The organism is Butyrivibrio sp. MB2005 (genome assembly GCF_000424285.1).
In the GTDB taxonomy this organism is placed as follows: Bacteria; Bacillota; Clostridia; order Lachnospirales; family Lachnospiraceae; genus Butyrivibrio.
Genome location: NZ_AUJP01000011.1, coordinates 1 through 26,254 on the forward strand (window position 1 = coordinate 1; position 26,254 = coordinate 26,254).

General features: G+C 41.5%; 17 protein-coding genes. 14 read left to right on the forward strand and 3 right to left on the reverse strand.

The annotated features are described in order from the left end of the window. Positions 1-214 precede the first annotated feature (214 nt). From G610_RS20030 to G610_RS0106835, 9 genes are all read left to right on the forward strand, one after another. Positions 215-1,240: a hypothetical protein gene (locus G610_RS20030; protein ID WP_035797148.1), complete on the forward strand. Its 1,026-nt coding sequence runs from the start codon at positions 215-217 to the stop codon at positions 1,238-1,240. Between the two features lie 17 nt (positions 1,241-1,257). After that, entirely contained in the window at positions 1,258-2,193 is a 936-nt protein-coding gene (locus G610_RS20035; RefSeq protein ID WP_051197775.1) for a leucine-rich repeat domain-containing protein, read from the forward strand. Positions 2,194-2,203: 10 nt separating this feature from the next. Next, positions 2,204-3,886, forward strand: coding sequence for a clostripain-related cysteine peptidase (locus G610_RS22030; RefSeq protein ID WP_026524193.1), 1,683 nt, complete (start codon positions 2,204-2,206; stop codon positions 3,884-3,886). A 314-nt stretch (positions 3,887-4,200) separates the two neighbouring features. Further along, entirely contained in the window at positions 4,201-5,220 is a 1,020-nt protein-coding gene (pheS, locus tag G610_RS0106805) for a phenylalanine--tRNA ligase subunit alpha (RefSeq protein WP_026524194.1), read from the forward strand. Between the two features lie 15 nt (positions 5,221-5,235). Next, a complete protein-coding gene (gene pheT / locus G610_RS0106810) occupies positions 5,236-7,656 on the forward strand; it encodes a phenylalanine--tRNA ligase subunit beta (protein WP_026524195.1) in 2,421 nt (806 codons plus the stop codon). Positions 7,657-7,822: 166 nt separating this feature from the next. Beyond that, positions 7,823-9,319, forward strand: coding sequence for an aminopeptidase (locus G610_RS0106815; protein WP_026524196.1), 1,497 nt, complete (start codon positions 7,823-7,825; stop codon positions 9,317-9,319). Positions 9,320-9,504: 185 nt separating this feature from the next. Then, the gene (gene queA / locus G610_RS0106825) at positions 9,505-10,584 is read left to right on the forward strand and encodes a tRNA preQ1(34) S-adenosylmethionine ribosyltransferase-isomerase QueA (protein WP_305803306.1); all 1,080 of its coding nucleotides are present in this window, start codon (positions 9,505-9,507) and stop codon (positions 10,582-10,584) included. Between the two features lie 60 nt (positions 10,585-10,644). After that, entirely contained in the window at positions 10,645-10,998 is a 354-nt protein-coding gene (locus G610_RS0106830) for a PilZ domain-containing protein (RefSeq protein ID WP_026524198.1), read from the forward strand. A gap of 27 nt (positions 10,999-11,025) precedes the next feature. Beyond that, positions 11,026-12,276: a nucleotide sugar dehydrogenase gene (locus G610_RS0106835; protein WP_026524199.1), complete on the forward strand. Its 1,251-nt coding sequence runs from the start codon at positions 11,026-11,028 to the stop codon at positions 12,274-12,276. 122 nt (positions 12,277-12,398) lie between these two features. On the opposite strand, the gene aroA is transcribed toward G610_RS0106835, so the two are convergent. Beyond that, entirely contained in the window at positions 12,399-13,730 is a 1,332-nt protein-coding gene (aroA, locus tag G610_RS0106840; RefSeq protein ID WP_051197777.1) for a 3-phosphoshikimate 1-carboxyvinyltransferase, read from the reverse strand. 37 nt (positions 13,731-13,767) lie between these two features. Next, positions 13,768-14,868, reverse strand: a complete 1,101-nt coding sequence (locus tag G610_RS0106845; RefSeq protein ID WP_026524201.1) for a prephenate dehydrogenase/arogenate dehydrogenase family protein — start codon at positions 14,866-14,868, stop codon at positions 13,768-13,770. A gap of 218 nt (positions 14,869-15,086) precedes the next feature. On the opposite strand from G610_RS0106845, the gene G610_RS0106850 reads away from it, so the two are divergent. The 4 genes from G610_RS0106850 (at position 15,087) to G610_RS0106865 (ending at position 23,841) form a co-directional block, all read left to right on the forward strand. After that, positions 15,087-17,177, forward strand: a complete 2,091-nt coding sequence (locus G610_RS0106850) for an elongation factor G (RefSeq protein WP_026524202.1) — start codon at positions 15,087-15,089, stop codon at positions 17,175-17,177. 145 nt (positions 17,178-17,322) lie between these two features. Next, positions 17,323-19,266: an EAL domain-containing protein gene (locus G610_RS0106855; protein WP_026524203.1), complete on the forward strand. Its 1,944-nt coding sequence runs from the start codon at positions 17,323-17,325 to the stop codon at positions 19,264-19,266. 112 nt (positions 19,267-19,378) lie between these two features. Next, the gene (leuS, locus tag G610_RS0106860) at positions 19,379-21,796 is read left to right on the forward strand and encodes a leucine--tRNA ligase (protein WP_026524204.1); all 2,418 of its coding nucleotides are present in this window, start codon (positions 19,379-19,381) and stop codon (positions 21,794-21,796) included. Between the two features lie 332 nt (positions 21,797-22,128). Then, the gene (locus G610_RS0106865; protein ID WP_026524205.1) at positions 22,129-23,841 is read left to right on the forward strand and encodes a methyl-accepting chemotaxis protein; all 1,713 of its coding nucleotides are present in this window, start codon (positions 22,129-22,131) and stop codon (positions 23,839-23,841) included. 585 nt (positions 23,842-24,426) lie between these two features. Here the strand turns inward: G610_RS0106865 and G610_RS0106870 are convergent. Then, positions 24,427-24,852, reverse strand: a complete 426-nt coding sequence (locus G610_RS0106870) for a helix-turn-helix domain-containing protein (protein ID WP_026494369.1) — start codon at positions 24,850-24,852, stop codon at positions 24,427-24,429. Positions 24,853-25,012: 160 nt separating this feature from the next. Between G610_RS0106870 and G610_RS22035 the strand changes: the two genes are divergently transcribed. Beyond that, a complete protein-coding gene (locus tag G610_RS22035) occupies positions 25,013-26,104 on the forward strand; it encodes a DUF4352 domain-containing protein (protein ID WP_051197779.1) in 1,092 nt (363 codons plus the stop codon). Positions 26,105-26,254: the final 150 nt, after the last annotated feature.

Here is a 26,254-nt window from a genome sequence, read left to right on the forward strand (position 1 = left end):
TTTTGAAATCCTGCAGAAGAAGTATCTGCAATAGATAAACAAGATGCATTAAACATGCGAGAAAGATAATAGCATGACAAAAAATTTAATGCAAGCTCTGACTATCAAAAAATCCAAAAAGTTATTTTTTTATCAATTTAATTAAAGTATAATAAAACGGTTGAGGGGACAATATGACATAGAGATATGTCTATATAAGGAGGAGAAGAAAGAAATGGGGAGAATTTCTAAATTGATTCCTGTGCTCTCACGTATCGTGATGTTCATCGGAATCATCATGGTCTTCATGACCACAAACTTTAAGTCTGAAGCGGCTATGGATGTGGATGACATAGCGCAAATAAATCAGACTATGACTTCTGTCACTGTTGAGTTACACCCGAAGTTAGTAAAGCAAGTAAAAACGATCCGCTATGGTATCTGTGAGATTACCAAAGGTATGGAGACTATTAAAGCAGCTGATGCAGCCGATGCGCAGGCTAATAGTAAGAATGGTATTTCCTGCAAGCTTTCAGGCAATACTTATACCTTCAATAATCTTAAGCCGGGAACGAGTTATTATATATGTTTTGGATATAACGACTACAAGCATGATACATTCAGACATAAGATAACTACTTTGCCTGATAAGCCGACAGGAGTAAAGGCTTATGCATACAGTACTATTAGTACTACTTTGAAGGTGGACTACAGATCCGGTGTCAACGAATATAAGTATTCACTTTACAACGCTGAGGATGAGCTTGTTGACAAGGGTAGAGTGGGCAATAACACCTATGCTGGTACAGTTGATTTTTATACAAAATATAAGGATTTTCCCAGTGTTAAGAAGTTGGTTCTTACACCTGTAGCTGAAATCAACTCAAAGGATTATTACGGTGAGAGTGTTACCACTTACATCATTGATCAGCCCGATATTGTACGTGGTGCCAAGAAAAGAGCATGCACACTCAAAAACGGAAAGCTTTCTTTATCCTGGTATAAGGTAGATGGCGCCACCGGATATGATATTTATATTTCTGAAAACAGAACAAGTGGCTATGAAAAGGCAGCTACCGTTAAGGGTAAAAATGATTCAGTCACCATCAAAAAGTGCCACAAGAAAAAGATAAAGAAAAATAAGACATACTACGTTTCCATCAGACCCAAGTATAAAAAGAACGGTACTACATATACCGCCCATAATATTGTTGTGTGGGAAGTATCTAAAAAAGGGTCCAAAATCTGGCGTAACGACTAATATTGAAAGGGAAACAAATGAAAAACAAAATGAAGAAATATAGTTTAGGCATTCTAGGCGCACTTGCGTGCATTTTACTTTTTATAGCAGGACCGGGAAGGATAGAAGCAAAGGCTGAGTTCTCGCTTCCATATAAGGATTCTGTATTTGAGTACTATGTATATCCGGACAGCAATGCATTTACAATCACTAAGCTTCGCTCTAATGCTGCTACGATTACTATTCCTAAAACAATTACATACAACGGCAGACAGCTTCATCTCTATGAAGACATGAGCCAGCCTATCTCTTACAATCTTTTCAAAGATAAGAAAAATGTTAAGAAGGTAATATATTCAGAGGGTATAGAGAGGATATATGGTTGTCAGAATGCAGGCAGCGTTCAGACAGTAGTACTTCCAAACTCAACAAAGTATATTGATGCATATGCTTTCTATGACTGTACATCTCTTACAAATATAAATATTCCTGACGGGATTTATCATATTGGAAACTCTGCTTTTTCCGGATCAGGCATCACAACATTAAAGGTTCCTTCTAAAGTGAGAAGAATAATGAGCAGTACCTTTAGCAGATGTAAAAATCTTGATACAGTAGAGATACCTAATGGAGTGACCAAAATCGGTAGTTCTGCCTTTGCTTTTTCAGGTATAAAAAGCATAAGTCTTCCTAAGTCAGTAACAAGTATTGAAGACAGCGCTTTCAGAGATTGTGCAAATCTTGCAACCGTAAAGATATCATCAAAAGTTGAGTATATCGAGCAGCTTGCCTTTATGAACTGCACATCTCTTAAATCATTTTCAATAAAGAGCACTAAGCTTAAGCGTGTGGGTTATGATGCATTTAAGGCTACTCCCAAGAAGGTAAAGTTCTCTCTTCCAAAGAGCAAGAGATCTTCCTATAAAAGTATGCTGAAAAAGGCCGGCGCATCAAAGAAGGCTAAATTCAAGTAATGAGGGGATTATGTGGCGTAAATTAAAAAAGATCGCTGTTACAATACTGGCGGTACTTGGCGTACTGTTCATAATAATTATGCTTATGCCGGATGATGAGGAACAAGAGGACCGTCCAAGAGAAGAGGCGGAGGTTACTTCAGACATTGAGGAAAGTGCATCTGCTGAGAGCTCTGTGGTAGAACAGACTCCGGCAGATGCAGCGCCTTCGGAAGTAGAGACTATCTCGGTTGGCGTAGAGGCTAAATCAGCTACCATAATGATTTATATGAACGGTTCAGATCTTGAGACCAACGCAGGAGAAGCAACGGATGACATATCTGAGATGATTTCATCCGGAATAGGCGATAATGTAAATGTAATAATTCAGACCATGGGAACCAAGGAGTGGCAGAATTATGGCATTTCATCAAATACAGCCCAGACCTATAAAATTGAGAACGGCGATCTTACGCTTGTTAGGGATAATCTTGGACAGCTTGACTGTACATCAAAGGATACTTTGTCTGAATTTATCGGCTTTTGCAAAGATAACTATTCTGCGGAACGCTATATTTTCATTTTTTGGAACCACGGCGGCGGTCCGGTATACGGATTTGGATATGATGAATGGCAGCCGGAGGAGTCAAGTCTTACCATTGCTGAGATGGCAGCAGCTTTTTCTGAGCACAGTGATATATATTTTGACATTATCGGTATGGACTGCTGCATTATGGCCAATCTTGAGACCTGCTATGCACTGTCACCCTTTTGCAGATATACGCTTTTATCAGAGGATTTTGAATCGGGACTTGGCTGGAGTTACACAGCCTGGATGAAGAACCTTGAGGAGAATCCCGGCATATCGGCACCTCTTCTTGGTAAAAATATAATTGATGACATCATAAGCGATAACGAAGACAGCTTTATCGGAGATTCTGCCTGCATTGGACTTTTTAACGAGTCCACCATAAGGAATCTTTTTGCAGCCTGGAAAGCTTATGCCTATAAGAATGAGGAAGCTCTCCTTAATAAGAACTACAGTAAAAATCACATGGCCAAGGGTCGCATGAGCAAAGGCTTTTGGGATATGTGGGGATTAGATGACAGTGATGTTACTTTGTCTGATTATTACATAAGTGACATACTGGCGCTGGTGGAGGGTATTGACAGTAGCAGCAGTGAAGCAAAAGAACTTATGTCAGCCCTGAAGGCAGCGGTTTCCTACTATGGTCATACCTCAGATAAAAACGAGCTTACCGGATTATCTGTATCTCTTCCATACGGCGATTCATATTTTTATGACCAGCTAAGAAGTGTTTATAGTGATATAGATTTTGATGAAGATTATATAGATTGGCTTGAAGGTTTTGTATACACGGTAAGTTATGACGACTACTATGATTACGACAGCTTTGAAGATAGCTGGGGCGGCTGGGGCGCCTATGAAGATGAGTACGGTGGTAATATAAGCGGTGGCGGATCCTGCGAATATGGATATGATTACGACACCGGCGATTATTACGGCTATGGAGATGAGTGGGCGGCAGATAACTGGATTTACGACTATGAAGAGGAAATCTGGTACCTGTATGAAAATGAAACCCTGTATCTCTATGATGATATGACCGATACGACCTATTATTATGATGAAGATGCGGATGAGCTATACTATTATGACGAGAGCAGGGATGACTGGTTCCCGGCAGATTGAGGCTTCAGAATTTAAAGGTAAGTTTGCTTGACTTTTCCTTATCCCATCGTTAAACTATTGTGAAGAGCGTTGAGGATGTGGGGCTTGCCCCGGGATGTTCTGTTTTCCTATTCCAGAGAGATGAGTCACTGGCTGAGAGCTCATCAGGTAAAGACAGTTCGGAAATTTCGCATCGGAGCTACAATTTAATGAAATTAAGTGTCTGCCATGTTTTTTGTGGCAGGAATCAGGGTGGTACCGCGGATTATATTCGTCCCTTACATCTAAAAGATGTGAGGGACTTTTTTATCTTTATTTTTCAGGAGGTAAACATGATTAAAGAGCAATTAGACAAAATCAGGGAGAGCGCACTTAAGCAGATCGAAGAGACCGAAGGTCTTGATATGCTTAACGACATTCGCGTTAATATCCTTGGCAAAAAGGGTGAACTTACAAGTATCCTTAAAAGTATGAAGGACGTAGCACCTGAGGACAGACCTAAGGTTGGCCAGATGGTAAATGATGTTCGCCAGGAGATTGAGAATATTCTTGAGGATACCAAGAAGAAAATGGAAGCAGCTGCCAGAGAGGCAAAGCTTGCCAGCGAGACAATAGACGTTACACTTCCTGCAAAGAAGAATAATGTAGGACATCGTCATCCCAATACTATTACACTTGAGGATGTAGAAAATGTGTTCATCGGAATGGGTTACGAAGTAGCTGAGGGTCCTGAGGTTGAGAAGGATTATTATAACTTCGAGGCACTTAACATTCCCGCTGACCACCCTGCAAAGGATGAGCAGGATACATTTTATATAACAGGAGACCTTCTTCTTCGTACACAGACTTCATCCACTCAGGTTCATGAGATGGAAAAGGGTAAGCTTCCTATTAAGATGATCGCACCCGGTCGTGTATTCAGAGCAGATGAGGTTGATGCAACACACAGCCCCAGCTTCCACCAGATTGAAGGTCTTGTAATCGATAAGGACATCACATTTGCAGATCTTAAGGGAACTCTTGCTGAGTTCGCAAAGGAGATATTCGGAGAGGATGTTAAGGTTAAATTCCGTCCTCATCACTTCCCTTTCACAGAGCCTTCTGCTGAGATGGACGTAAGCTGCTTCAAGTGCGGCGGAAAAGGCTGCCGTTTCTGTAAGGGCGAAGGCTGGATTGAGATCCTTGGCTGCGGAATGGTACACCCTCACGTTCTTGAGATGAGCGGTATCAATCCCGAAGAGTACACAGGCTTCGCATTCGGTCTCGGTCTCGAGCGAATCGCAGTGCTTAAATATGAGATAGATGACATGAGATTACTTTACGAGAACGATATTCGTTTTCTTGAGCAGTTCTAATTTGGGAGGTTAAGAATGGACGCATCATTATCATGGATAAAAGCATATGTACCGGATTTAAATGCAAGTGATCAGGAGATCCTTGATGCACTTACTCTTTCCGGAACAAAGGGCGAGGGATTCCATCGCCTCGATAAAAACTTAGAGAAAATCGTAGTAGGTCAGATCGACAAGATCGAGCAGCATCCCGATGCTGATAAGCTTGTTATCTGTCAGGTGAACATTGGATCAGAGAAGATTCAGATCGTAACAGGCGCTAAGAACATGAAGGAAGGCGATAAGGTTCCTGTTGTTCTTGACGGAGGAAGAGTTGCCGGCGGACATGACGGAAGCCCTAATCCCGAAGAAGGAATTAAGATTAAAGCAGGTAAGCTTCGCGGAATCGAGAGTTACGGTATGATGTGCTCTATTGAAGAGCTTGGTTCATCAAAGGATTTCTATCCGGATGCTCCTGAGGACGGACTTTACATCCTTCCCGAGGATACAGAGGTAGGAGCAGATGCAGTAGAGGTTCTCGGACTTCATGACACTGTATTTGAATTTGAGGTAACAAGTAACCGTGTAGACTGCTACAGCATTCTTGGTATCGCAAGAGAAGCAGCTGCAACATTCAAGCTTCCCTTCAAGGCTCCCGAAGTTAAGGTTGAGGAGACAGATGAGAAAGCTTCTGATTATATCTCAGTTGAGATTAAGGATACAGACCTTTGCTCACGTTACTGCGCAAGAGTAGTAAAAGATGTTAAGATCGGACCTTCACCCGAGTGGATGCAGAGAAGACTTGCTGCCAACGGTGTAAGACCTATCAATAATATCGTAGATATCACAAACTATGTAATGCTTGAATATGGTCAGCCTATGCACGCTTTTGATCTTTCAACTATCGCTGGTAATAAGATCGTCGTACAGCGCGCTAAGGACGGCGAGAAGTTTGTAACGCTTGACGGACAGGAGAGAACTCTTGACAGTGAAGTAATCATGATCTGTGACGGCGAGAAAGAAGTTGCTGTCGGCGGTATCATGGGTGGTGAGAACTCTATGATCACAGAGGATGCTACTACAGTTCTTTTTGAGGCAGCTACCTTCAACGGACCCAACATCCGTAAGAGCTCAAAGAGAATCGGACTTCGTACAGATGCATCAGGATTCTTTGAAAAGGGTCTTGATCCCAACAATGCAGAGGATGCTATCAACCGTGCATGCCAGCTTGTAAACGAGCTCGGCTGTGGTAAGGTTACACAGGGCATTGTTGAGGTTAAATCTCCAATCAAGCCTCTTAACAGAATTAAGTTTGAGCCTGAGAAGATCAACAAGCTTCTTGGTACAGATATTGACAGACAGACAATGCTTGATATTTTCGCAAGAGAAGAGCTTTCCTATGATGAAGCGGCAAATGAGATCATCATTCCCAGCTTCAGACAGGATCTTATCGGTATGTGCGATATAGCAGAAGAAGTTGCTAGATTTTGGGGATATGACAAGATTCCTTCAACGCTTCCCAAGAATGCACCTACAACTGGTAAGCTTACCTTCAAGATGACAGTTGAGAAGACAGCAAGAGAGGTGGCTCAGTTCTGCGGATTTTCACAGGCATACGGATACTCTTTTGAGAGTCCCAAGGTATTTGATAAGCTTCTTTTGGCGCAGGATGCACCTGAGAGAAATGCTATTACAATTTCAAATCCTATTGGAGAAGACTTCTCTATTATGAGAACAATTCCTCTTAACGTAATCCTTACAAGCCTTGCTACAAACTACAAGCGCAGAAATAAGGACGTTAAGCTTTATGAGATAGCAAATATCTACGTTGCAAAGGAGCTTCCTCTTAAGGAACTTCCCGATGAGAGAGCACAGTTTGTTCTCGGATTCTACGGAGAGGGCGACTTCTTCTCAATGAAGGGTGCTGTTGAAGAGTTCCTTGGACAGATCGGCATGGCTGATGATCTTGAGTATGATGCTAAGGCTGGTAAGCCTTTCCTTCATCCCGGTCGCCAGGCTTTAGTTTCATTCAAGGGTGAGACCATCGGATATCTTGGTGAAGTTCATCCTGAGGTTCTTGATAACTACGGAATCGGAACGAGAACATATATTGCAGTTCTTGACCTTCCTGCAATCGTACCTCACGCAAATTACAACCGTGTATACACAGGAATTGCTAAGTTCCCTGCTGTTACCCGTGATATCTCAATGGTTGTTCCTACAGCTGTTACTGCAGGCGAAATCGAGAAGATGATCAGACAGCGCGGTGGTAAGAAACTTGAGAAACTTGAGCTGTTCGATATCTATGAAGGATCACAGATAGAGAAGGGCTTCAAGTCAATGGCATATTCACTGGCCTTCAGAGACAAAGAGAAGACTCTTGCAGATGACGAAGTAAACGGTGCTATGAAGAAGATTCTCAACGGTCTTGAGAGCCTTAATATTAAACTTAGAAGTTAATTAAAACCCTCATCCGTCAGCTTCGCTGACACCTTCTCCCAAGGGAGAAGGCTAAAAAGTGTTCCCCTTTGGGGGAAGGTGCCCGTAGTGCAGATGGAAGGCTAAAAAGCCTTCCCCCTTTGGGGGAAGGTGCCCGAAGGGCGGATGAGGGAAAAAGGAGTACACAATGAAAAGAACAAATATATGGACAAAATATAATGCAAAGCAGCTTAAAGAGCTCGAAGCTTTTGCAGATAACTATAAGACATTCCTTGATAATGCCAAGACAGAGCGTGAAGCTATCGACAGCATTGTCAACGAGATTGAGCAAGCAGGTTACCGCGAGCTTAACACTCTTATCGGAAAGAACACTAAGCTTAAGAAGGGTGACAAGGTATACAGCGTTTGGATGAATAAGTCTATCGCTATGTTCCAGATCGGTTCTGATCCACTTGAGACAGGTATGAACATCTTAGGTGCTCATATCGATTCACCCAGAATGGATGTAAAGCAGAACCCACTTTATGAGGATACAAATATTGCTTATCTCGATACCCACTATTATGGCGGTATCAAGAAGTATCTCTATGTTACAATTCCGCTTTCAATCCACGGCGTTGTAGTTAAGAAGGATGGCACAACAGTACAGCTTAACGTAGGTGAGGACGAGGACGATCCGGTATTCTTCATCAGCGATCTTCTCATTCACCTTTCAGGCGATCTTATGAGCAAGAAGGCTGCTACAGTAGTTGAGGGCGAGGCTCTTGATCTTGTAATTGGAAGCAGACCTTTTGTAATTGAGAGCGATGAAAAGAAAAAGGCTGAAAAGAAGAACACAAAGCTTACAGACGGTCAGCAGTATGCAGTAGCATATGAGAAGGAAGAGAAGGAAGTAAGCGGCAAGGTTTCAGGTGCTGTTAAGCGCGGAATCCTTGGCATTCTTAATGACCTTTACGGAATCGAAGAGGAAGACTTCCTTTCAGCTGAGCTTGAAATCGTTCCTGCAGGAAAAGCAAGAGATGCAGGTTTTGACCGCTCAATGATCCTTGCTTACGGTCAGGACGACAGAGTATGTGCTTATCCTTCAATGGAAGCACTTCTTGGTGTTAAGAATCTTAAGAGAACAGGCTGCTGCATCCTTGTTGATAAGGAAGAAATCGGAAGCGTTGGAGCTACCGGTATGCAGAGTAAATTCTTTGAGAACGCTGTTGCTGAGCTTATGAATCTCTGCGGTGATTACTCAGAGCTTAAACTTAGAAGATGCCTTGCAAATTCATGCATGCTTTCATCAGATGTTAATGCTGCATTTGATCCTATGTATGCAGGCCAGTTCGAGAAGAAAAACGCATCTCTCCTTGGCTATGGCCCTGTATTTAGTAAGTTTACAGGAAGCCGTGGAAAATCAGGCTCAAATGATGCTAATGCTGAGTACATCGCTCATCTCAGAAGCATCTTTGAAGAGGATGACGTTGACTTCCAGATGGCAGAGCTTGGTAAGGTTGATGTAGGCGGTGGCGGAACTATCGCATATATCCTTGCTCTTTATGGAATGAATGTTATCGATGCAGGCGTAGCAGTCCTTAATATGCATGCTCCTTATGAAGCAACATCCAAGGCTGATATCTATGAGGCGCTCCGCCTGTATAAGACATTCTTAAATAAGGCCGGAATGACTAATATGTAAAGCACCCTCATCCGGCACTTCGTGCCACCTTCCCCCCCCCCTTTAGGGGGAAGGCAAAAAAATAGCCTTCTCCCCAGGGGGATGGCAGGAAAAGAGCCTTTTCCCCAGGGGGAGGGCAAGAAAAGAGCCTTCTCCCTTGGGGAGAAGGTGCCCGAAGGGCGGATGAGGGATATTAGGAGAAAATATTGAGTACTACAGAAAATAATGCGCAGGACCCTAATCTGGGCCTTCGCACAAGTGATTATTATTTTGATCTTCCGGAGGAGCTGATCGCCCAGGATCCGCTCATGTCCAGGGATGATTGTAAGCTTCTTGTAATGAACAAGGAGACAGGTAAGACAGCCCATAAGATTTTCCATGACATCATAGATTACCTTAATCCGGGGGACTGCCTGGTTCTTAATGATACCAAGGTTATTCCCGCAAGACTTCTTGGAACCAAGAAAGATACAGGAGCTGCCGTTGAAATACTTCTTCTGAAAAGAAGAGAGAATGATATTTGGGAGACTCTTGTAAAGCCCGGCAAAAAGCTTCGGCCGGGAGCAGAAGTTACCTTTGGTGACGGCAGTCTTACAGCAAAGATTCTTGATATCGTGGAAGAGGGAAACAGACTCGTTCAGTTTTACTACGAGGGTATTTTTGAAGAGGTACTTGACAGACTTGGAGAAATGCCACTGCCGCCATATATCACGCATAAGCTTCAGGATAAAAACATGTATCAGACAGTTTATGCCAAGTATGAAGGTTCAGCTGCAGCACCTACTGCGGGACTTCATTTTACACAGGAACTTCTTCAGAAGATTCAGGATAAGGGAATAGATCTTGCCTATGTAACACTTCATGTGGGACTTGGTACTTTCAGACCTGTAAAGGTTACCAATGTACTTGAGCATCACATGCATACAGAGTGGTATCAGGTTACAAAAGAAGCGGCAGATAAGATCAATAAGGCCAAAGAAGGCGGCCACAGAGTAATATGTGTCGGTACCACCAGCTGCAGAACCATAGAGAGTGCAGCGGATGAGAATGGTCACATCGAAGAGTGTGCGGATAATACATCCATATTTATTTATCCGGGCTACAAATTCAAGGTGACTGACTGCCTTATCACAAACTTCCATCTCCCTGAGTCAACGCTTGTGATGTTAGTATCTGCTCTTGCAGGCAGAGAACATGTGCTTAATGCATACAAAGAAGCAATAGATAACAGGTACAGATTTTTCTCTTTTGGCGATGCTTGTTTCTTTACGGACGATGAAATATAAGCTAAGATATATTTATAATGGTATTGCTAAGTTCATTAAAATACATATGTGGGGGATATTATGGACGAGAGAAGAAAATACAAGAGACTTGATCTTGAAGGTGAGCTTATCATGAAGTCAATGTATGGAGGCGGTGACGGTGATGCAGAGACTGTCGCTATTTCCATTATGAACTGCTCAAGGGCAGGAATGGGCTTTATGTCTGATGTTCAGCTGGTCATGGGTGACAATTACGAAGCAAATATCACCATTTGGACCAAAGAAGTCTTGCATGTATTTATCAAAATTGTAAGAGGCACCATGCTTGAGAATGGATATGAATATGGTGCTATCTTTATTGGAATGCCGGAATATGACCGTCAGCGTATTTCTGTATATGAGACTGTACAGGAGACGCTTGCAGGAGAAGAATAACTCCAGGCACCCTAAATAGGAGTGAATATGCAAAATATTGATGATGTAAAGATTGCCGTTGCAGGTGCGGGATATGTAGGACTTTCAATTGCAACACTTCTTTCACAGAGACATCAGGTTACGGTTGTTGATGTAATCCCTGAAAAAGTAGAGATGCTGAATAAGCGTATATCTCCGATTCAGGATGAGTATATTGAGAAGTATTTTGAGGAAAAAGAGCTTAAGCTTTCTGCTACAACAGATGGCGAGGCTGCTTATAAGGATGCTGATTTTGTAGTTATTGCAGCACCTACCAATTATGATAGCAAGAAGAATTATTTTGACACCAGTGCTGTTGAAGCAGTTATCGATCTTGTAAAGAAGGTTAATTCTGATGCCTTCATGGTAATTAAGAGCACGATCCCTGTTGGCTACACCGAGAAGGTGAGAGAGAAGATGGGATCAGACAAGATAATGTTCAGTCCGGAGTTCCTTAGGGAGTCCAAGGCTCTTTATGACAATCTCTATCCCAGCAGAATCATTGTGGGTATGGATGAGAAGGATGAAAAGCTTGTAGAAGCAGCCCATACTTTTGCAAGGCTCCTTGAAGAAGCAGCACTTAAAGAGAATGTAGATGTTCTTTTCATGGGCACTACAGAAGCTGAGGCAGTTAAGCTTTTTGCCAATACTTATCTGGCACTCAGAGTATCATATTTCAATGAGCTTGATACATACGCTGAGATGAAGGAGCTTGATACAGCAAGCATTATCAGAGGTGTCTGCCTTGATCCCAGAATAGGAGATTTTTATAACAATCCTTCCTTTGGATATGGCGGATATTGTCTTCCCAAGGATACCAAGCAGCTTTTGGCTAACTACTCAGATGTACCTGAGAACCTTATAGAAGCTATCGTTGATGCCAATAGGACCAGAAAAGATTTCATTGCTGACAGAGTACTTGATATAGCCGGTGCTTACGGTAACAGCGCAAGCTATGACAAGAGCTTTGAGCATGAGGTTGTGGTAGGAGTTTACAGACTTACCATGAAGAGTAATTCCGATAACTTCCGTCAGAGCAGTATTCAGGGAGTTATGAAGCGCATTAAAGCTAAAGGCGCTACAGTGATCATATACGAGCCGTCTCTTGAGAATGGAACTACTTTCTTTGGAAGCAGGATTGTTAATGATCTTGATGAATTCAAGAAGGAAAGCCAGGCAATCATAGCTAACCGTTATGACAGCTGTCTTGATGATGTAAAGGATAAGGTATACACAAGAGATATCTTTAAGAGAGACTGATATAAATTTATGTAAATAAAAGGAATGTTGCTAAGAGAGAAAATTCTCAGATGCAACATTCCTTTTTTATTCCGTTATATTCACTGTATCCTGCAGGAGAACCCGCAGGTCTCAAAAAATGATTACTGTAAAAGTCTCTTAAGATCATTGAAGAAAGCGGGATAGGAGATACCTACGCATTTATCATCAATGATTCTGGTCTGACCGCTTGCTGCGAGAGCTGCGATTGCAAAACTCATGGCTATTCTGTGGTCACCCTCTGTTTCTATGTCTGCTGCTACAAAAGGACGTCCGCCGTTAATGATCATTCCGTCATCTGTGGGTTCTATATCAACGCCCATAAGTTTTAAGTTGTTGCAGATGGCATCAATTCTGTTTGATTCCTTGACCTTAAGCTCTGCAGCGTCCTTGATGATGGTGGTGCAGTTTGCGGAAGCGGCAACAACAGCAAAGATTGGAAGCTCATCTATCATTGTAGGAATAAGCTTACCTGAAAGCTCGAATCTGCCGTTTACTCCGCCATGGAGCTGTGAATAACGAACGTGAAGATCAGCTCTTGGCTCAATTGATTCATCCACATTCTCAAGTTCTATATCTGCACCCATCTGCTTAAGTACGCAGAGGATTCCTGATCTTGTCTTATTGATTCCAACGTTATGGATCACAATGTCTGAACCCGGAACAAGGAGAGCTGCAGCAATGAAATATGCAGCTGAAGAAATATCTCCGGGTACATTTACCTTGATACCTCTAAGAGGTGAACCGGGATGAAGGATAGCAGCGGCGCTTCCTTTTACATCAACTTCATTATGAATATCTGCACCATAAGCTCTTAGCATTATCTCTGTGTGATTCCTGCTGAGAGCGGGTTCATAAACTACGGTATCGCTGTCTGAATAAAGTCCTGCAAGAAGAATACTGGATTTAACCTGAGCGGAAGCGACAGGACTGTGATATGTGATACCATGAAGCCTTTTGCCTCCCTTGATGATAAGAGGAGCGCAGTCGTTTCCTTTAAGTGAAGATATGTCAGCTCCCATCTGGGTAAGGGGCTTGATGATTCTGTTCATGGGGCGCTGCTCGATGGAGTTATCACCTGTGAGCACAGTATCAAAAGGCTGAGCAGCGAGAATACCGGCAATAAGTCTTGTGGTAGTGCCGCTGTTGCCTGTAAAAAGTCCTGTATCCGGTGCTGAGAGCCCGTGAAGGCCTCTGCCGTGAACGGTTATGGTGGGAACTCCGTGAACGGGACGCTGAGTATGCTCTATCTGTATACCGAGCTTTCTGAAACAATCAATAGTAGAGAGGCAGTCTGCTCCCTCCAAAAAACCTGTGATTTCAGTTGTGCCCTCAGCCAGTGCGCCGAACATGACGCTTCTGTGAGAAATGGATTTATCCCCCGGGACATAAACATGTCCTTTTAACGGTTTAGAACTTTTTTCAATACTTATCATGGATTGCACCTCATTTATGTCTAAGAAAATTATGCAGTTACTTGGCGGATGGATATCCGTGATTGTCTAATAATTGTACAGCTTTTTCCATAGCTTTTCCATCATGAAACTCGATGCTGAGAGTTCCGTGTTCGTCCTCTCTGTTGTGAACAATACCGATATTCTTGATGTTGATCCCATTGACAGAAAGAAGAGTAGCAACAGAAGCAATGTTGCCGGGCTCGTCGGCAATATCGACCCTTGTGATATAGGTTTTCCTGATGGGACCTCTGTTGAGATCGTTGAAGGAATCCCTGTATTCTCTGGCAGATGAAAAGAACTCCATAAGGCCATCGCCGTCGGCCGCATCTATTACGTCTTTCATTTCCTTTATATAGCTTATGTATCTGTTCAGCAGTGTCACGATATTTTTTCTGTTGGTAAGGCATATCTGCTGGAGCATAACAGGCGAAGAGGAAGAGATTCTTGTGATGTCCTTAAAACCGCCTGCTGCTATTGTCTTCATAAGACCGTCTGAATAGTCGCTTCTCTCAACAAGATTCACAAGGCATCCGCTTATTACGTGGGGGACATGGCTTATGGCTGCGGTTGCAAAATCATGCTGCTCATAAGGAATGATGAGAGGAGTGGCACCCATAAGTTCAACAAGCTCTCTGTAGTTTTCAAGACGCTCATCTGAGGTCTTCTCTGTTTTAGTTAGGATATAATAGGCGTTTTCCAGTATTGAAGCCTTGGAGTTGATATATCCGATACGTTCGGTACCTGCCATGGGGTGACCGCCTATGAACTGATCTTCAAGATCCAGTTCCTTAACGTGTTCGTGGATACTTGTTTTTACTGAGCCGATGTCAGACAAAGTGGTCTTTTTATCAAGAAACGGCTTTAATAATGAAAGATTATCATTGTTTCTCTCAATGGGAGCACATAAAAAAATGTAGTCACATCCCGTGAAGTGTTCATCTATAGCGGGCGCTATCTCATCTACGATACCGTCAGCCTTGGCTCTTTCAGAGGTTTCGCGGTGGGGAGTGTAGGAAACTATGCGCATCCCCGGTGCTTTCTCCTTCAGAGCTCTTGCCATGGATCCACCGATCAGTCCAAGACCGATAAAACCACAGGTTATATCGTTTGCATTCATTGAATTTACCTCGAGTTTTTCTCTTTGACATTGCCAAATGCTTGGCGAAATCTATATCACTATAACACGTTAAAGTGTGAAAAGCAATAATTGTGCAAATTGTTTTGAATTACTTGTATTGTATGCACAATTTTAGTAAAATATCTCTATAGGGTTGGGGGAAATCTGAATATTCTCAAGCATTTTACCCAAAGAAATAAATTACTGGAGGAACAGAGATGAAAGTTTACACTAGTGACAAAATTCGCAATGTCGTACTCTTAGGTCACGGGGGAGCAGGAAAAACTTCTCTAGCTGAGGCAATGGCATATCTTGCAGGTATCACATCCCGTATGGGTAAGGTAGCTGATGGAAATACCGTTAGTGATTTCGACAAAGAAGAACAGAAGCGTCAGTTCTCAATCAGCACAACAAATATTGCGCTTGAGTGGGATGATCACAAGATCAACCTTCTTGATGCACCCGGATTTTTCGATTTTGTCGGAGAAGTTCAGGAAGCAATGAGCGTAGCAGATGCAGCGATCATCGTAGTTTCAGGTAAGGCCGGCGTTGAAGTTGGAACCGAGAGAGCATGGGATCTTTGTGAGAAATACGGAATACCGCGTATGTTCTTTGTATCCGACATGGATATTGATGATGCATCATACAGACAGGTAGTTCAGGATCTTACAGATAAATATGGAAAGAAGATTGCACCTTTCAATCTTCCTATTCGTGAGAATGAGAAGTTTGTAGGTTATGTAAATGTTATTCAGGAGAAGGGCTTCCGTTGGGAAGGCAAGGAAGCAGTTGAGTGCGAGATTCCTGAATATAATAAAGAATACTTAAGTCAGTATCGTGATACTCTTATGGAAGCAGTTGCTGAGACCAGTGAAGAGTTCATGGACAGATATTTCAGCGGAGAGACATTCTCTGAGCAGGAGATTCGTTCCGCACTTCGTAACAACGTTTGTGACGGTTCTATCGTTCCCATCGAGATGGGTTCAAGCATTCTCGCTCAGGGCGTTTATACACTTCTTGATGATATCATCAAGTACATGCCCGCTCCCGAGAACCGCAAGATGGCCGGCATCAACATGAAGACCAATGAGATCTTCGAAGCTAACTTCGATTTTGCAAAGCCCAAGACAGCTTTCGTATTCAAGACCATGATGGATCCTTTCATTGGAAAGTATTCCATGATCAAGGTTCGTTCAGGCGTTATCAAGACGGATGATGTTATGTACGATTCCAACAAGGATACAGAGCTTAAGATCGGTAAGATCTATGTAATGCAGGGTAACAAGACAATAGAAGTTCCCGAGCTCCATGCAGGTGATTTCGGTGCTCTTCAGAAGCTTGATATCAGTACAGGTGACACCCTTTCAACCAAGGCTAATCCTGTTCAGTATGCTAAGATGGATATTTCTGAGCCTTACACATACATGAGATATAAGGCAAAGAATAAGGCTGATATCGATAAGATTGCTCAGTCTCTTGCTAAGCTTGCAGCTGAAGATGCGACTCTTAAGGTTGTAAATGATGCTGAGAACCGTCAGTCACTTATCTATGGTATGGGTGACATGCATCTGGATATCGCAGTTAGTAAGCTCCTTAACGAGTACAAGGTTGAGGTAGAGCTGGATAAGCCCAAGGTAGCTTTCAGAGAGACTATCCGCAAGACTTCAGATGTTGAGTACAAATATAAGAAGCAGACCGGTGGACATGGTCAGTATGGTCACGTTAAGATGCGTTTCTCACCTTCAGGTGATGATACCCAGGCTTACACCTTCGAGCAGGAGGTTGTAGGTGGAGCAGTTCCGAAGAACTACTTCCCGGCTGTTGAAAAGGGTATTAACGAGGCATCACAGAGAGGACCTCTTGCAGCATATCCTGTTGTTGGCGTTAAGGCAGTTCTTTATGATGGATCATACCATCCGGTAGATTCCTCAGAAATGGCCTTCAAGGTTGCAGCAAGTAATGCATTCAAGAAGGGCTTCATGGAAGCAGGTCCTGTTCTCCTTGAGCCTATCGCAAGCCTTAAGGTTACTGTTCCGGATGCATATACCGGAGACGTAATGGGCGATCTCAATAAGAGAAGAGGCCGCGTTCTCGGAATGAATCCTACAGGTAACGGCAAGCAGGTTATCGAAGCTGACATTCCTATGATGGAGCTTTTCGGCTATTGCACAACTCTTCGTTCAATGACCGGTGGTGCAGGTGATTATGAATATTCATTTGCACGCTATGAGCAGGCACCTTCAGACATTCAGGAGAAGGAAGTAGCTGCAAGAGCAGAGAAGGTTAAAGAAAACGGAATAGAAGACTAATTAAGTATTTTATGGGGCATCGTCTTATGATGATGCCCTATTTTTTATACTTTTTTTAGCCTTTGTTTAATGTGAGTTGATACTATTATGCTACGATATTTAAAATGAAGGCTAACTTTAATTTGATAATTATGAGGGTTGAATCATGCCGATGTTTGGAATACAGAGCACTCTGAGATATGAGATTGTAGGTGAGTATGCGAGCCTTTTTCTTTCGCTGCTCATTCTTATTTTTATGTCGCTGACAAAACCCAGGCAATCCAAAGCCTTTAGTTTTCTTGTATGGGGCAATTTTACCTCTATTATTGCCACCATTTTAATGATCGTAATCGTGGAGATAGCCAGCAATACCGAGTATTATAGCAGAGGCTCCTTCACAGTACTGCTGATAGTATTTCTTATTCTTTATTCTTTTATTCTTGTTGATACCTTCAATTATATAAATCTTATGAGTGAGCGAAGGATAAAAAGGCGCGACGTTATTGTAATGATTTATATTTTTGTTGCAGTAGCTTATTTTTCAGGTGCAATCTATCAGGTTGCAATGAAAAATTTCTATTATGTTAGAACAGATGGTATCGATATTACACATTTCACAAGATATTACTGCATAGCCGGTATGATCTGTGCAACCATATGCTTTGTTATGTGCTTCCAGAGAAGGGCAACCATTTCAAGAATAGTTATGAGGGGAATCTATATAGTTATTCCTCTTGAGTTTGTCGTACTTATGGCACAGATACTGGACAGAAATTCAATTTTCAGTGCAGCTACTTATACTATGCCCTTTATTGCAATTTACCTCCTTTTCCATTCAAACCCTTATGATGAAGACACCGGATGTCAGAATGTGGGGGCAATGGAGAGCAGATTCATAACAAACAACAGAATGGGAAGAGTGTTCTACCTGGCATATATTGAGTTTCCGCAGCTCCTTGGAAATTCCAGAAATCCCAATTACGAGGTTCTTACACTTGAACTCGCGGATGTTTGCAGGAAAATTGAGCGCATATCAAGAAACATCCACATGTACCGTGTAAATTACGGAACCTTCATAGCAATTATGGAGGTAAAGGAACGCTCTGATGCAGAAAACTACGCGGATCAGATGCATGATATTCTGGATGAATTCTGCAGAACAGATATTGATCATATTCATTATTTCCTTGGTATCGGTGGCGATAGCAGGCGTTTTGTGGCCCAGGGAAATAAATGGACTCAGTTTTTCATGAAATACATAAAGCAAAAATATATGGTGGATGGACAAAATGTGTATGTTTTTGCTAACGGAAACGATTTTCGCTCTTATGATAATATCTATAATATCGAGCAGACACTGGCTGATATCAGAGCAAAGATGAATCCTGATGATGACAGAATCCTGTGCTACGCGCAGCCTATCTACAGTGTTGAAAAGGAAAGCTTCAGATCAGCGGAAGCTCTTATGCGTCTTTGCATAGACGGAAGGATGATTCCTCCGGATGAATTCATTAAGATTGCTGAGAACACCGGCTGCATCCATTCCCTTACCGTTATTATGATGCACAAGGTCTGCAAAGCTGTGGAAGAACTTTCAGAGCAATATGATTTTGATGCCCTTACCATAAACTGTTCAACAGCGGATTTTGTGGACAGAGAATTCTACAAAGAGATTATGGATATCATCCATACCTACAATATCGACCAGAAGAAGATTCGTTTAGAGCTTACAGAATCAATGATGGCGGATAGCTATGATGCGGTTAAGCACAATATGAATATGCTTAACATGGAAGGCATTCAGCTTTATATGGATGATTTCGGCACAGGTTATTCCAATTTGGAGCGTGTTCTTGATGTGCCGGTTCAGACTATCAAGTTCGATAAGTCCCTGCTTTATAAGTCAATTCAGGATTCACGAGTAGAGGATATCATTTCTTACATGATTGATACCTTTAAGAAGAACGGCTTCATCACACTGGTAGAAGGTGTAGAAGATGAGCTTCAGAAGAATTACAGTATAAAGCGAGGCTTTGACTATATTCAGGGCTATCACTATGCAAAACCCATGCCTATAGAAAACCTTAGTAAATATTTTAATAAGAAGTGATGATATCCTGAATTATAGGATTAAAATTTCGGAATTCTTGAATAAGCCCCTTTTATATGGTAAAATTTGAAAAGTTTATTTTCGCGAAAATCCATATAAAGAGGTGCTATAAATGTCAGAGTTATACAATCACAAAGAAGTCGAGCAGAAATGGCAGAAAATTTGGGATGATGAGGATGCATTCGCAGCTACAAATGATTACTCAAAGCCCAAATATTATGCTTTGGTTGAGTTTCCCTATCCTTCAGGACAGGGACTTCATGTAGGACATCCACGTCCTTATACAGCGCTTGATATCGTTGCACGTAAGCGCAGAATGCAGGGCTACAATGTTCTTTATCCTATGGGATGGGACGCTTTTGGTCTTCCCACAGAGAACTATGCCATCAAAAATCACATTCACCCCAAGATCGTAACAGCAAACAATGTAAAGAAGTTCAAGGATCAGCTTCATTCCCTTGGATATTCTTTTGATTGGAAAAGAGAGATCAACACTACTGATCCTAATTACTACAAGTGGACTCAGTGGATTTTCTTAAAGCTTTTCAAGGAAGGCCTTGCATATAAGAAGGAGATGCCTATCAACTGGTGTACTTCATGTAAGGTTGGTCTTGCTAACGAGGAAGTTGTTAACGGTGTTTGTGAGCGATGCGGATCTGAAGTAGTTCGTAAGGTAAAGAGTGAGTGGATGCTGAAGATCACAGAGTATGCTGATAAGCTCATCGACGGACTTGATAGTGTTGATTATATTGAGAGAGTTAAGGTATCTCAGAAGAACTGGATCGGCCGCAGTACAGGTGCTGAAGTTGATTTTGCGATCAAGGATACAGAGGACCATCTGACAGTTTATACCACAAGATGTGATACACTTTTTGGTGCTACATATATGGTAGTATCTCCCGAGCATCCTTATCTTGATAAGTATCAGGACAGAATTGCTAACTGGAATGATATCATTGCATACAGAGAAGCAGCTGCCAAGAAGTCTGATTTCGAGAGATCAGAGCTTGCAAAGGATAAGACCGGTGTTCAGATTGACGGCCTTATGGCAATCAATCCCGTAAATGGCAAAGAGATTCCGATCTGGGTTTCTGATTATGTACTTATGAGTTATGGTACAGGTGCTATCATGGCGGTTCCTGCACATGATGACAGAGACTGGGAGTTTGCTAAGAAGTTTGGTCTTCCTATTATCCAGGTTGTTGCCAAGGACGGTGAAGAGGTAGATGTTAACGCAGCAGCATTTACGGATGTGGCTACAGGCGTACTTATCAATTCAGATTTCATCAACGGTCTTTCTGTAAAGGATGCCAAGGAAAAGATGATTTCCTTCCTTGAGGAAAAGAAGATTGGACATGCACAGGTTAACTACAAGCTTCGTGACTGGGTATTCTCACGTCAGAGATATTGGGGTGAGCCTATTCCGATTGTTGACTGCCCTAAGTGCGGATATGTAGCAATTGATGAGTCAGAGCTTCCGCTTCTTCTGCCTGAGGTAGAGAGCTATGAGCCTACAGATAACGGTGAGTCACCTCTTGCAGCTATGACAGATTGGGTTAATACAACATGTCCCTGCTGCGGAGGTCCTGCTAAGAGAGAGACAGATACAATGCCTCAGTGGGCAGGTTCATCATGGTATTTCCTTAGATATACAGATCCTACTAATGATAAAGCGCTTGCAAGCAAGGAAGCACTTAAATACTGGATGCCTGTAGACTGGTACAACGGAGGAATGGAGCATACAACACTTCACCTTCTGTATTCCAGATTCTGGCACAAGTTCCTTTATGATCAGGGCGTTGTAACAACTCCCGAGCCTTACCAGAAGAGAACAAGTCACGGAATGATCCTTGGTGAAAACGGCGAGAAGATGAGTAAATCTCGTGGTAACGTTGTTAATCCTGATGATATCGTTGAGGATTATGGTGCAGATACACTTCGTACCTATGAGATGTTCATCGGAGCATTCGACCTTGCTGCTTCATGGTCTGAGGATGGCGTTAAGGGCTGCCGCAGATTCCTTGAGAGAGTATGGAAGCTTCAGGATATTCTTGTAGATGGCGATGAATATTCAGACGACCTTAAGGGTGAGATGCACAGAACCATCAAGAAGGTATCAAGTGATTTTGAGAATCTTAAGTACAATACAGCTATCGCAGCAATGATGTCACTTATCAATGACTTCTATAAAAAGAACGCTGTTACTAAGGCTGAGTACAAGACACTTATCACTATGCTCAATCCTGTAGCACCTCATATCACAGAGGAGATCTGGCAGAGAATCGGTGGCGAAGGCAGACTTTATCAGCAGACATGGCCTGAGTATGATGAGGCTCTCACTGTTGAGAACACTGTAGAGATCGCTGTGCAGGTTAACGGTAAGGTACGTGCTACAATCTCAATCGGCAAGGATGATCCTAAGGATGATGTTCTTGCAAAAGCAAGAGAAGCAATCTCAGGTAAGTTTGATGGCAATATCATCAAAGAGATTTATGTTCCAGGCAAGATTGTAAATATCGTTATGAAATAATAACAAAATAAAATGAATTGCAAAAGAACAGGCTGACTACGTGTCATGCCTGTTCTTTTTCTTATAGCTTCCTGCGGATTTCCTATTAAATTTTATTTATGATTTATTGGAATATATCTGCAAAAAAGATCTGTAATTCTCAGATTAACAGAAAATATAATCTTCATTATTTTTTGTTTGAAATATGTATTTAGCAATTCTTAAATTTTTGGAAAATCGTATATTAATGTATGTTTATTTCATTTGATTTGTGTAGAATTAAATTATGCATAAATACTATGCTGTCAAATTTCAGGAAGGTGATTTTTCTTTTAAGAAGGGAGTAGGCGGCGATGAGCGTGATAAATCTTGTACGTGTTGATGAGAAGAAAATTCATGATCTGAGTGTTAAGGAGAAATTCGACTCCACATTCAAACAGATAATCATTATGTTCTGCACAACGGCAGCAATTTTGGCGATAACCATTCTTGCAGCTCTTATCTCAGTAAGAACAATTTATCGTAAGTACTACACAATGAATACCTACCAGGCAGAGATAAGAATTGATGTTCAGGCATTATCCAAAGCTTTTCTGTGGGCACTTTCATCTCCTGATGATGCAATTCGTCAGGAACAGCTTGGAAAAGCTATGGAAAAGTTCGCTGAGTTTGATGCTAACCTTGCTAATCTTGAGACAGTGTTGGATGATACCTCAGCATTAACGGCAGTGTCAAATGATCTTAAGATAGTACAGCAAAATGGAAAGACGCTTGGTGATATGTTCACCGACGGATCAACCTCGGAAGAAATATTCTACTATTTCAATGATACACTGTATCCTTCCATTGATGCTGCGGTACAGGATTTTAAGAGCGTTTCTTCAGGTTCAAAGGAAGCAGCGGCATCTGCATACCGAGCTGCTCTCATTATGGGTATAGTGCTTTCAACGCTTTCCATAATCATTGTTATCATGGTTATGATTTATATCGTTGACGTAAAGAAAAAACTATCCAAGTCTATTCTTGAACCTGTTGAAGAGATTTCAAAGGCTGCAGACGATATGTCCAGAGGAAATCTTAATATCAACATTGATTACACATCAGGAGATGAGCTTGGCAGACTTGCCAAGGATCTGAATGAGTCTACATCAATCACTGAACGTATTGTTGCTGATATCAGAGAAACCCTGAGGATTGTCGCTGATGGCGATTTTACACAGGGAACGCTTCATCCCGAGCTTTATAAAGAGGATTTTGCTCCTATAAAGGAAGCTCTTAATAATATCACAGAATCTCTTTCAGATACTCTTTCACGTGTTAAGGATTCGTCCAACCACGTATCTGAGGGTGCAAGTGGAATGAGCAGAGGGGCTACTGATCTGGCAGAAGGCGCTACAGATCAGGCTGCAGCCGTTGAAGAGCTGACAGCATCTGTTAATACAGTTACAGAACAGACAAAACTCATGGCTGAAACAGCAGAGAAATCCAGAAAGATGGCAGAGAAGGTTCGTGAGGATGCAGATGCCAGCGCTCGTAAGATGCATCTTGTAACAGATGCAATGGTAAGGATCACAGAGGCATCCAACGAGATTGAGCAGGTAACCAATTCAATCGAATCTATTGCAAAGCAGACTCAGTTGCTTGCTCTTAATGCATCTATCGAGGCTGCAAGAGCAGGAGAGTCAGGAAAAGGCTTTGCAGTTGTTGCTGAAGAAATCAGCACATTGGCAAGTCAGAGTTCTGAGGCTGCAAAGAATACTCATCAGCTTATTCAGGATACAATGGAAGAAATCAGAAACGGTAATGATGTTGTTGGAGAGACAACAGATGCCCTTCAGCAGATGCAGGCATCAGTTGAAGAAATTACCGGCATGATAATGGAAACCGGAGAGATGGCACAGAATCAGGCCACCAGCATGGAAGAGATCAACGAAGGTATCGACCAGATCTCCACAGTAGTTCAGAGCAACTCTGAGACCGCTCAGGAATCCAGCAACGTATCCCAGACACTTACCGAGCAGTCCGAAGACCTCAACAGAATGATCAACCAGTTCAAACTTCGCTAGATATGAATCGCCCATCAGTTCATTTTCGGGGTTGGTTAGGCTCGCTTGTTTTTCTAATGTCGAGGCGCTTTCACTATTTCATGCTCCGAAAAAACTTGCAGGCCGAATATAGGTATTTGACTTTATCATGGTCATAACGGCGCAATGCGCCTACAACAAAAAGCAGAAAATCCTTTGAGCAAGCTCAGGATTTTCTGCTTTATTTGTTTTGCCGCTTGCTACGCAAGCTCTATGACCATGATTATTTACACTTTGAAGCGGCCTGCTGCAAACAGTTTTCTCCGCATGAGTGAAAGCGTCTTTCTCCATAAGAAAAACAGACACTCACCTAAAATACCCGAAAATGAACCGATGGGCGATTTCATAGAGCAAAGCTCTTCAAACTGAGATAAACTGCATTGTGCCGTTTGTATGACATTTATAGATAGTTTATAAAATAATAATGATTTTTTAGGTGCGAGTTAACTATAGTTTCATTTTGCATTGATAAAATCAAAATATAACAAACGCCTATAGATATATAACAGAAAATGGAAATTTACTACTTATTTGCCAAAGCTTTAGAAATAAAAAAGCACTAGAAACCTAATGCTTTAATTTTGATACCTTATATTGTGCAAACTCAATTAGTTCATTTTTGGATTCTTTATCTAATTTAGAAAAGTAGTAGAGGAGTTGTAGTTCCAGATTGTTTAATCCAGAATGACGACTATCTGATTTGAAGGAAGAAAGCTCGGCTTCTTCGAGTGTACGAGATGTATAGTCAGGAGCATCAAAATATATCTCATTATCGAGTGGAACGCAGAGCTTTAATAGCTCATCAGTTGTAAGACCATAGAAGTTGGCAAGTTTATATAACGAAATAATGCTTGGGGTACGTTTACCAGCTTCATACTGCTGATAGGTTGGTTGTTTTACATCAATATTGGCAGCAATATAACTTTGCGTATATCCATGAATAGAACGTAACTCTCTTAGTTTATTGGCGATTTTTTCGTTATCATTATCCATTAGTTGATTTGCCTCCGTTTAACAATAGTTTAGTCGAGATTAGGCAAAGGTAGATTAAGATGCGATATATCGATATAGGCAAATGCAATAATTCTCAAAAATCCATTTACGTCAGAACTAATCATCTGACAAAAATCATATATGAAGGGAGCGGTTTTTTATGGCTAAAATGATTAATTGTAAACATTGTGGGCAGGAAATTGCTGCCAGTGCAAAAGTATGTCCTCATTGTGGGGGGAAGAACAAAAAACCATTCTATAAAAAATGGTGGTTTTGGGTTCTTGTAGTATTAGTTCTTTTAATTGGTGCAGGTAGTAACGGAAGTAAAAATACTGATACGAAGAAGGTTGGCGAAGTAGAGACTGCGGATAAAAAGGAAGAATCCAAGTCTGCTGGTACTGAAACAGCATCTACTGAGGCTAAAGAAACCGAAGCAAAAGAAGCAAAGACTGAGTATCATGTAGGAGATATTCTTGAAGATGGGAATATGCGTATAGTTTATGTATCTTCTGGTGATTACCATGAAGATAATGAGTATATGCAACCACAAGATGGAAAGAAGTACATTTATGCAAAATTTGAGTTCGAAAATATTTCAGATTCAAAAGATGCATCAGTTTCTTTCTATAGTTTTGAATGCTATGCAGATGGTTATGCTTGTGATATGCATTATGGAAATGATGAGTCACTTTCCGCTACCTTGTCAGCTGGTAGAACAACTTCGGGTATCCTTGTATTTGAGGTTCCAATTGATGCAAAAGAAATAGAAATTGAATATACAACTAATATGTTCACGTCAGATAAGATCAAGTTTATATATGATGGAGAAAAGGACTCGGGCTACACACCTAAGACTAATACGGCAGCGTCTGCTGATGCTTATAGTGTAGGAAGTATTGTTGAGTCATCAAAAATGAATGTTACATATATTTCCTGTGAGAAAGATACATCATATAGTCAATTCTCAGAGCCTAAATCTGGATATCACTATATTACATGTACTTTTGAATTCGAAAATGTAGGTGATTCAGATCAGGGAGTAACATATTATGATTTTGATTGTTATGCTGATGGAGTAAATTGTGAACAGGCTTATTGGCGTGATGATGGAATCAGTGCAACCTTGTCTGCTGGAAGAAAAACAAAGGGAACAGTGACATACATGGTACCTGATAATGCTACAACTGTAGAAGTTGAATATGTAGCAAATTTCTGGACCTCCAATAGAGTAGTGTTCACTGTTGAGGAATAGGTTTAGTTACAAGATAATCTTACTTAGCGACGGTGCTTATGAATCATGATTAGTAGTGTAATAAGGATTTATCAAATATTAGGAGGAAAATATGAATCAGATTATAAAGAGAAGTATTGTTTTTATCGTTGTTATGACTATGCTTTTATG

What these genes read in the sequence shown, in the direction of transcription:
- G610_RS0106855 (WP_026524203.1), top strand. Translation starts at nt 17,323, where the DNA reads ATGCCGATGTTTGGAATACAGAGCACTCTGAGATATGAGATTGTAGGT.
- G610_RS0106835 (WP_026524199.1), top strand. Translation starts at nt 11,026, where the DNA reads ATGCAAAATATTGATGATGTAAAGATTGCCGTTGCAGGTGCGGGATAT.
- G610_RS0106830 (WP_026524198.1), top strand. Translation starts at nt 10,645, where the DNA reads ATGGACGAGAGAAGAAAATACAAGAGACTTGATCTTGAAGGTGAGCTT.
- G610_RS0106870 (WP_026494369.1), bottom strand. Translation starts at nt 24,852, where the DNA reads ATGGATAATGATAACGAAAAAATCGCCAATAAACTAAGAGAGTTACGT.
- G610_RS0106865 (WP_026524205.1), top strand. Translation starts at nt 22,129, where the DNA reads ATGAGCGTGATAAATCTTGTACGTGTTGATGAGAAGAAAATTCATGAT.
- aroA (WP_051197777.1), bottom strand. Translation starts at nt 13,730, where the DNA reads ATGATAAGTATTGAAAAAAGTTCTAAACCGTTAAAAGGACATGTTTAT.
- G610_RS20035 (WP_051197775.1), top strand. Translation starts at nt 1,258, where the DNA reads ATGAAAAACAAAATGAAGAAATATAGTTTAGGCATTCTAGGCGCACTT.
- G610_RS20030 (WP_035797148.1), top strand. Translation starts at nt 215, where the DNA reads ATGGGGAGAATTTCTAAATTGATTCCTGTGCTCTCACGTATCGTGATG.
- pheT (WP_026524195.1), top strand. Translation starts at nt 5,236, where the DNA reads ATGGACGCATCATTATCATGGATAAAAGCATATGTACCGGATTTAAAT.
- leuS (WP_026524204.1), top strand. Translation starts at nt 19,379, where the DNA reads ATGTCAGAGTTATACAATCACAAAGAAGTCGAGCAGAAATGGCAGAAA.
- G610_RS22035 (WP_051197779.1), top strand. Translation starts at nt 25,013, where the DNA reads ATGGCTAAAATGATTAATTGTAAACATTGTGGGCAGGAAATTGCTGCC.
- G610_RS0106850 (WP_026524202.1), top strand. Translation starts at nt 15,087, where the DNA reads ATGAAAGTTTACACTAGTGACAAAATTCGCAATGTCGTACTCTTAGGT.
- G610_RS0106815 (WP_026524196.1), top strand. Translation starts at nt 7,823, where the DNA reads ATGAAAAGAACAAATATATGGACAAAATATAATGCAAAGCAGCTTAAA.
- G610_RS22030 (WP_026524193.1), top strand. Translation starts at nt 2,204, where the DNA reads ATGTGGCGTAAATTAAAAAAGATCGCTGTTACAATACTGGCGGTACTT.
- G610_RS0106845 (WP_026524201.1), bottom strand. Translation starts at nt 14,868, where the DNA reads ATGAATGCAAACGATATAACCTGTGGTTTTATCGGTCTTGGACTGATC.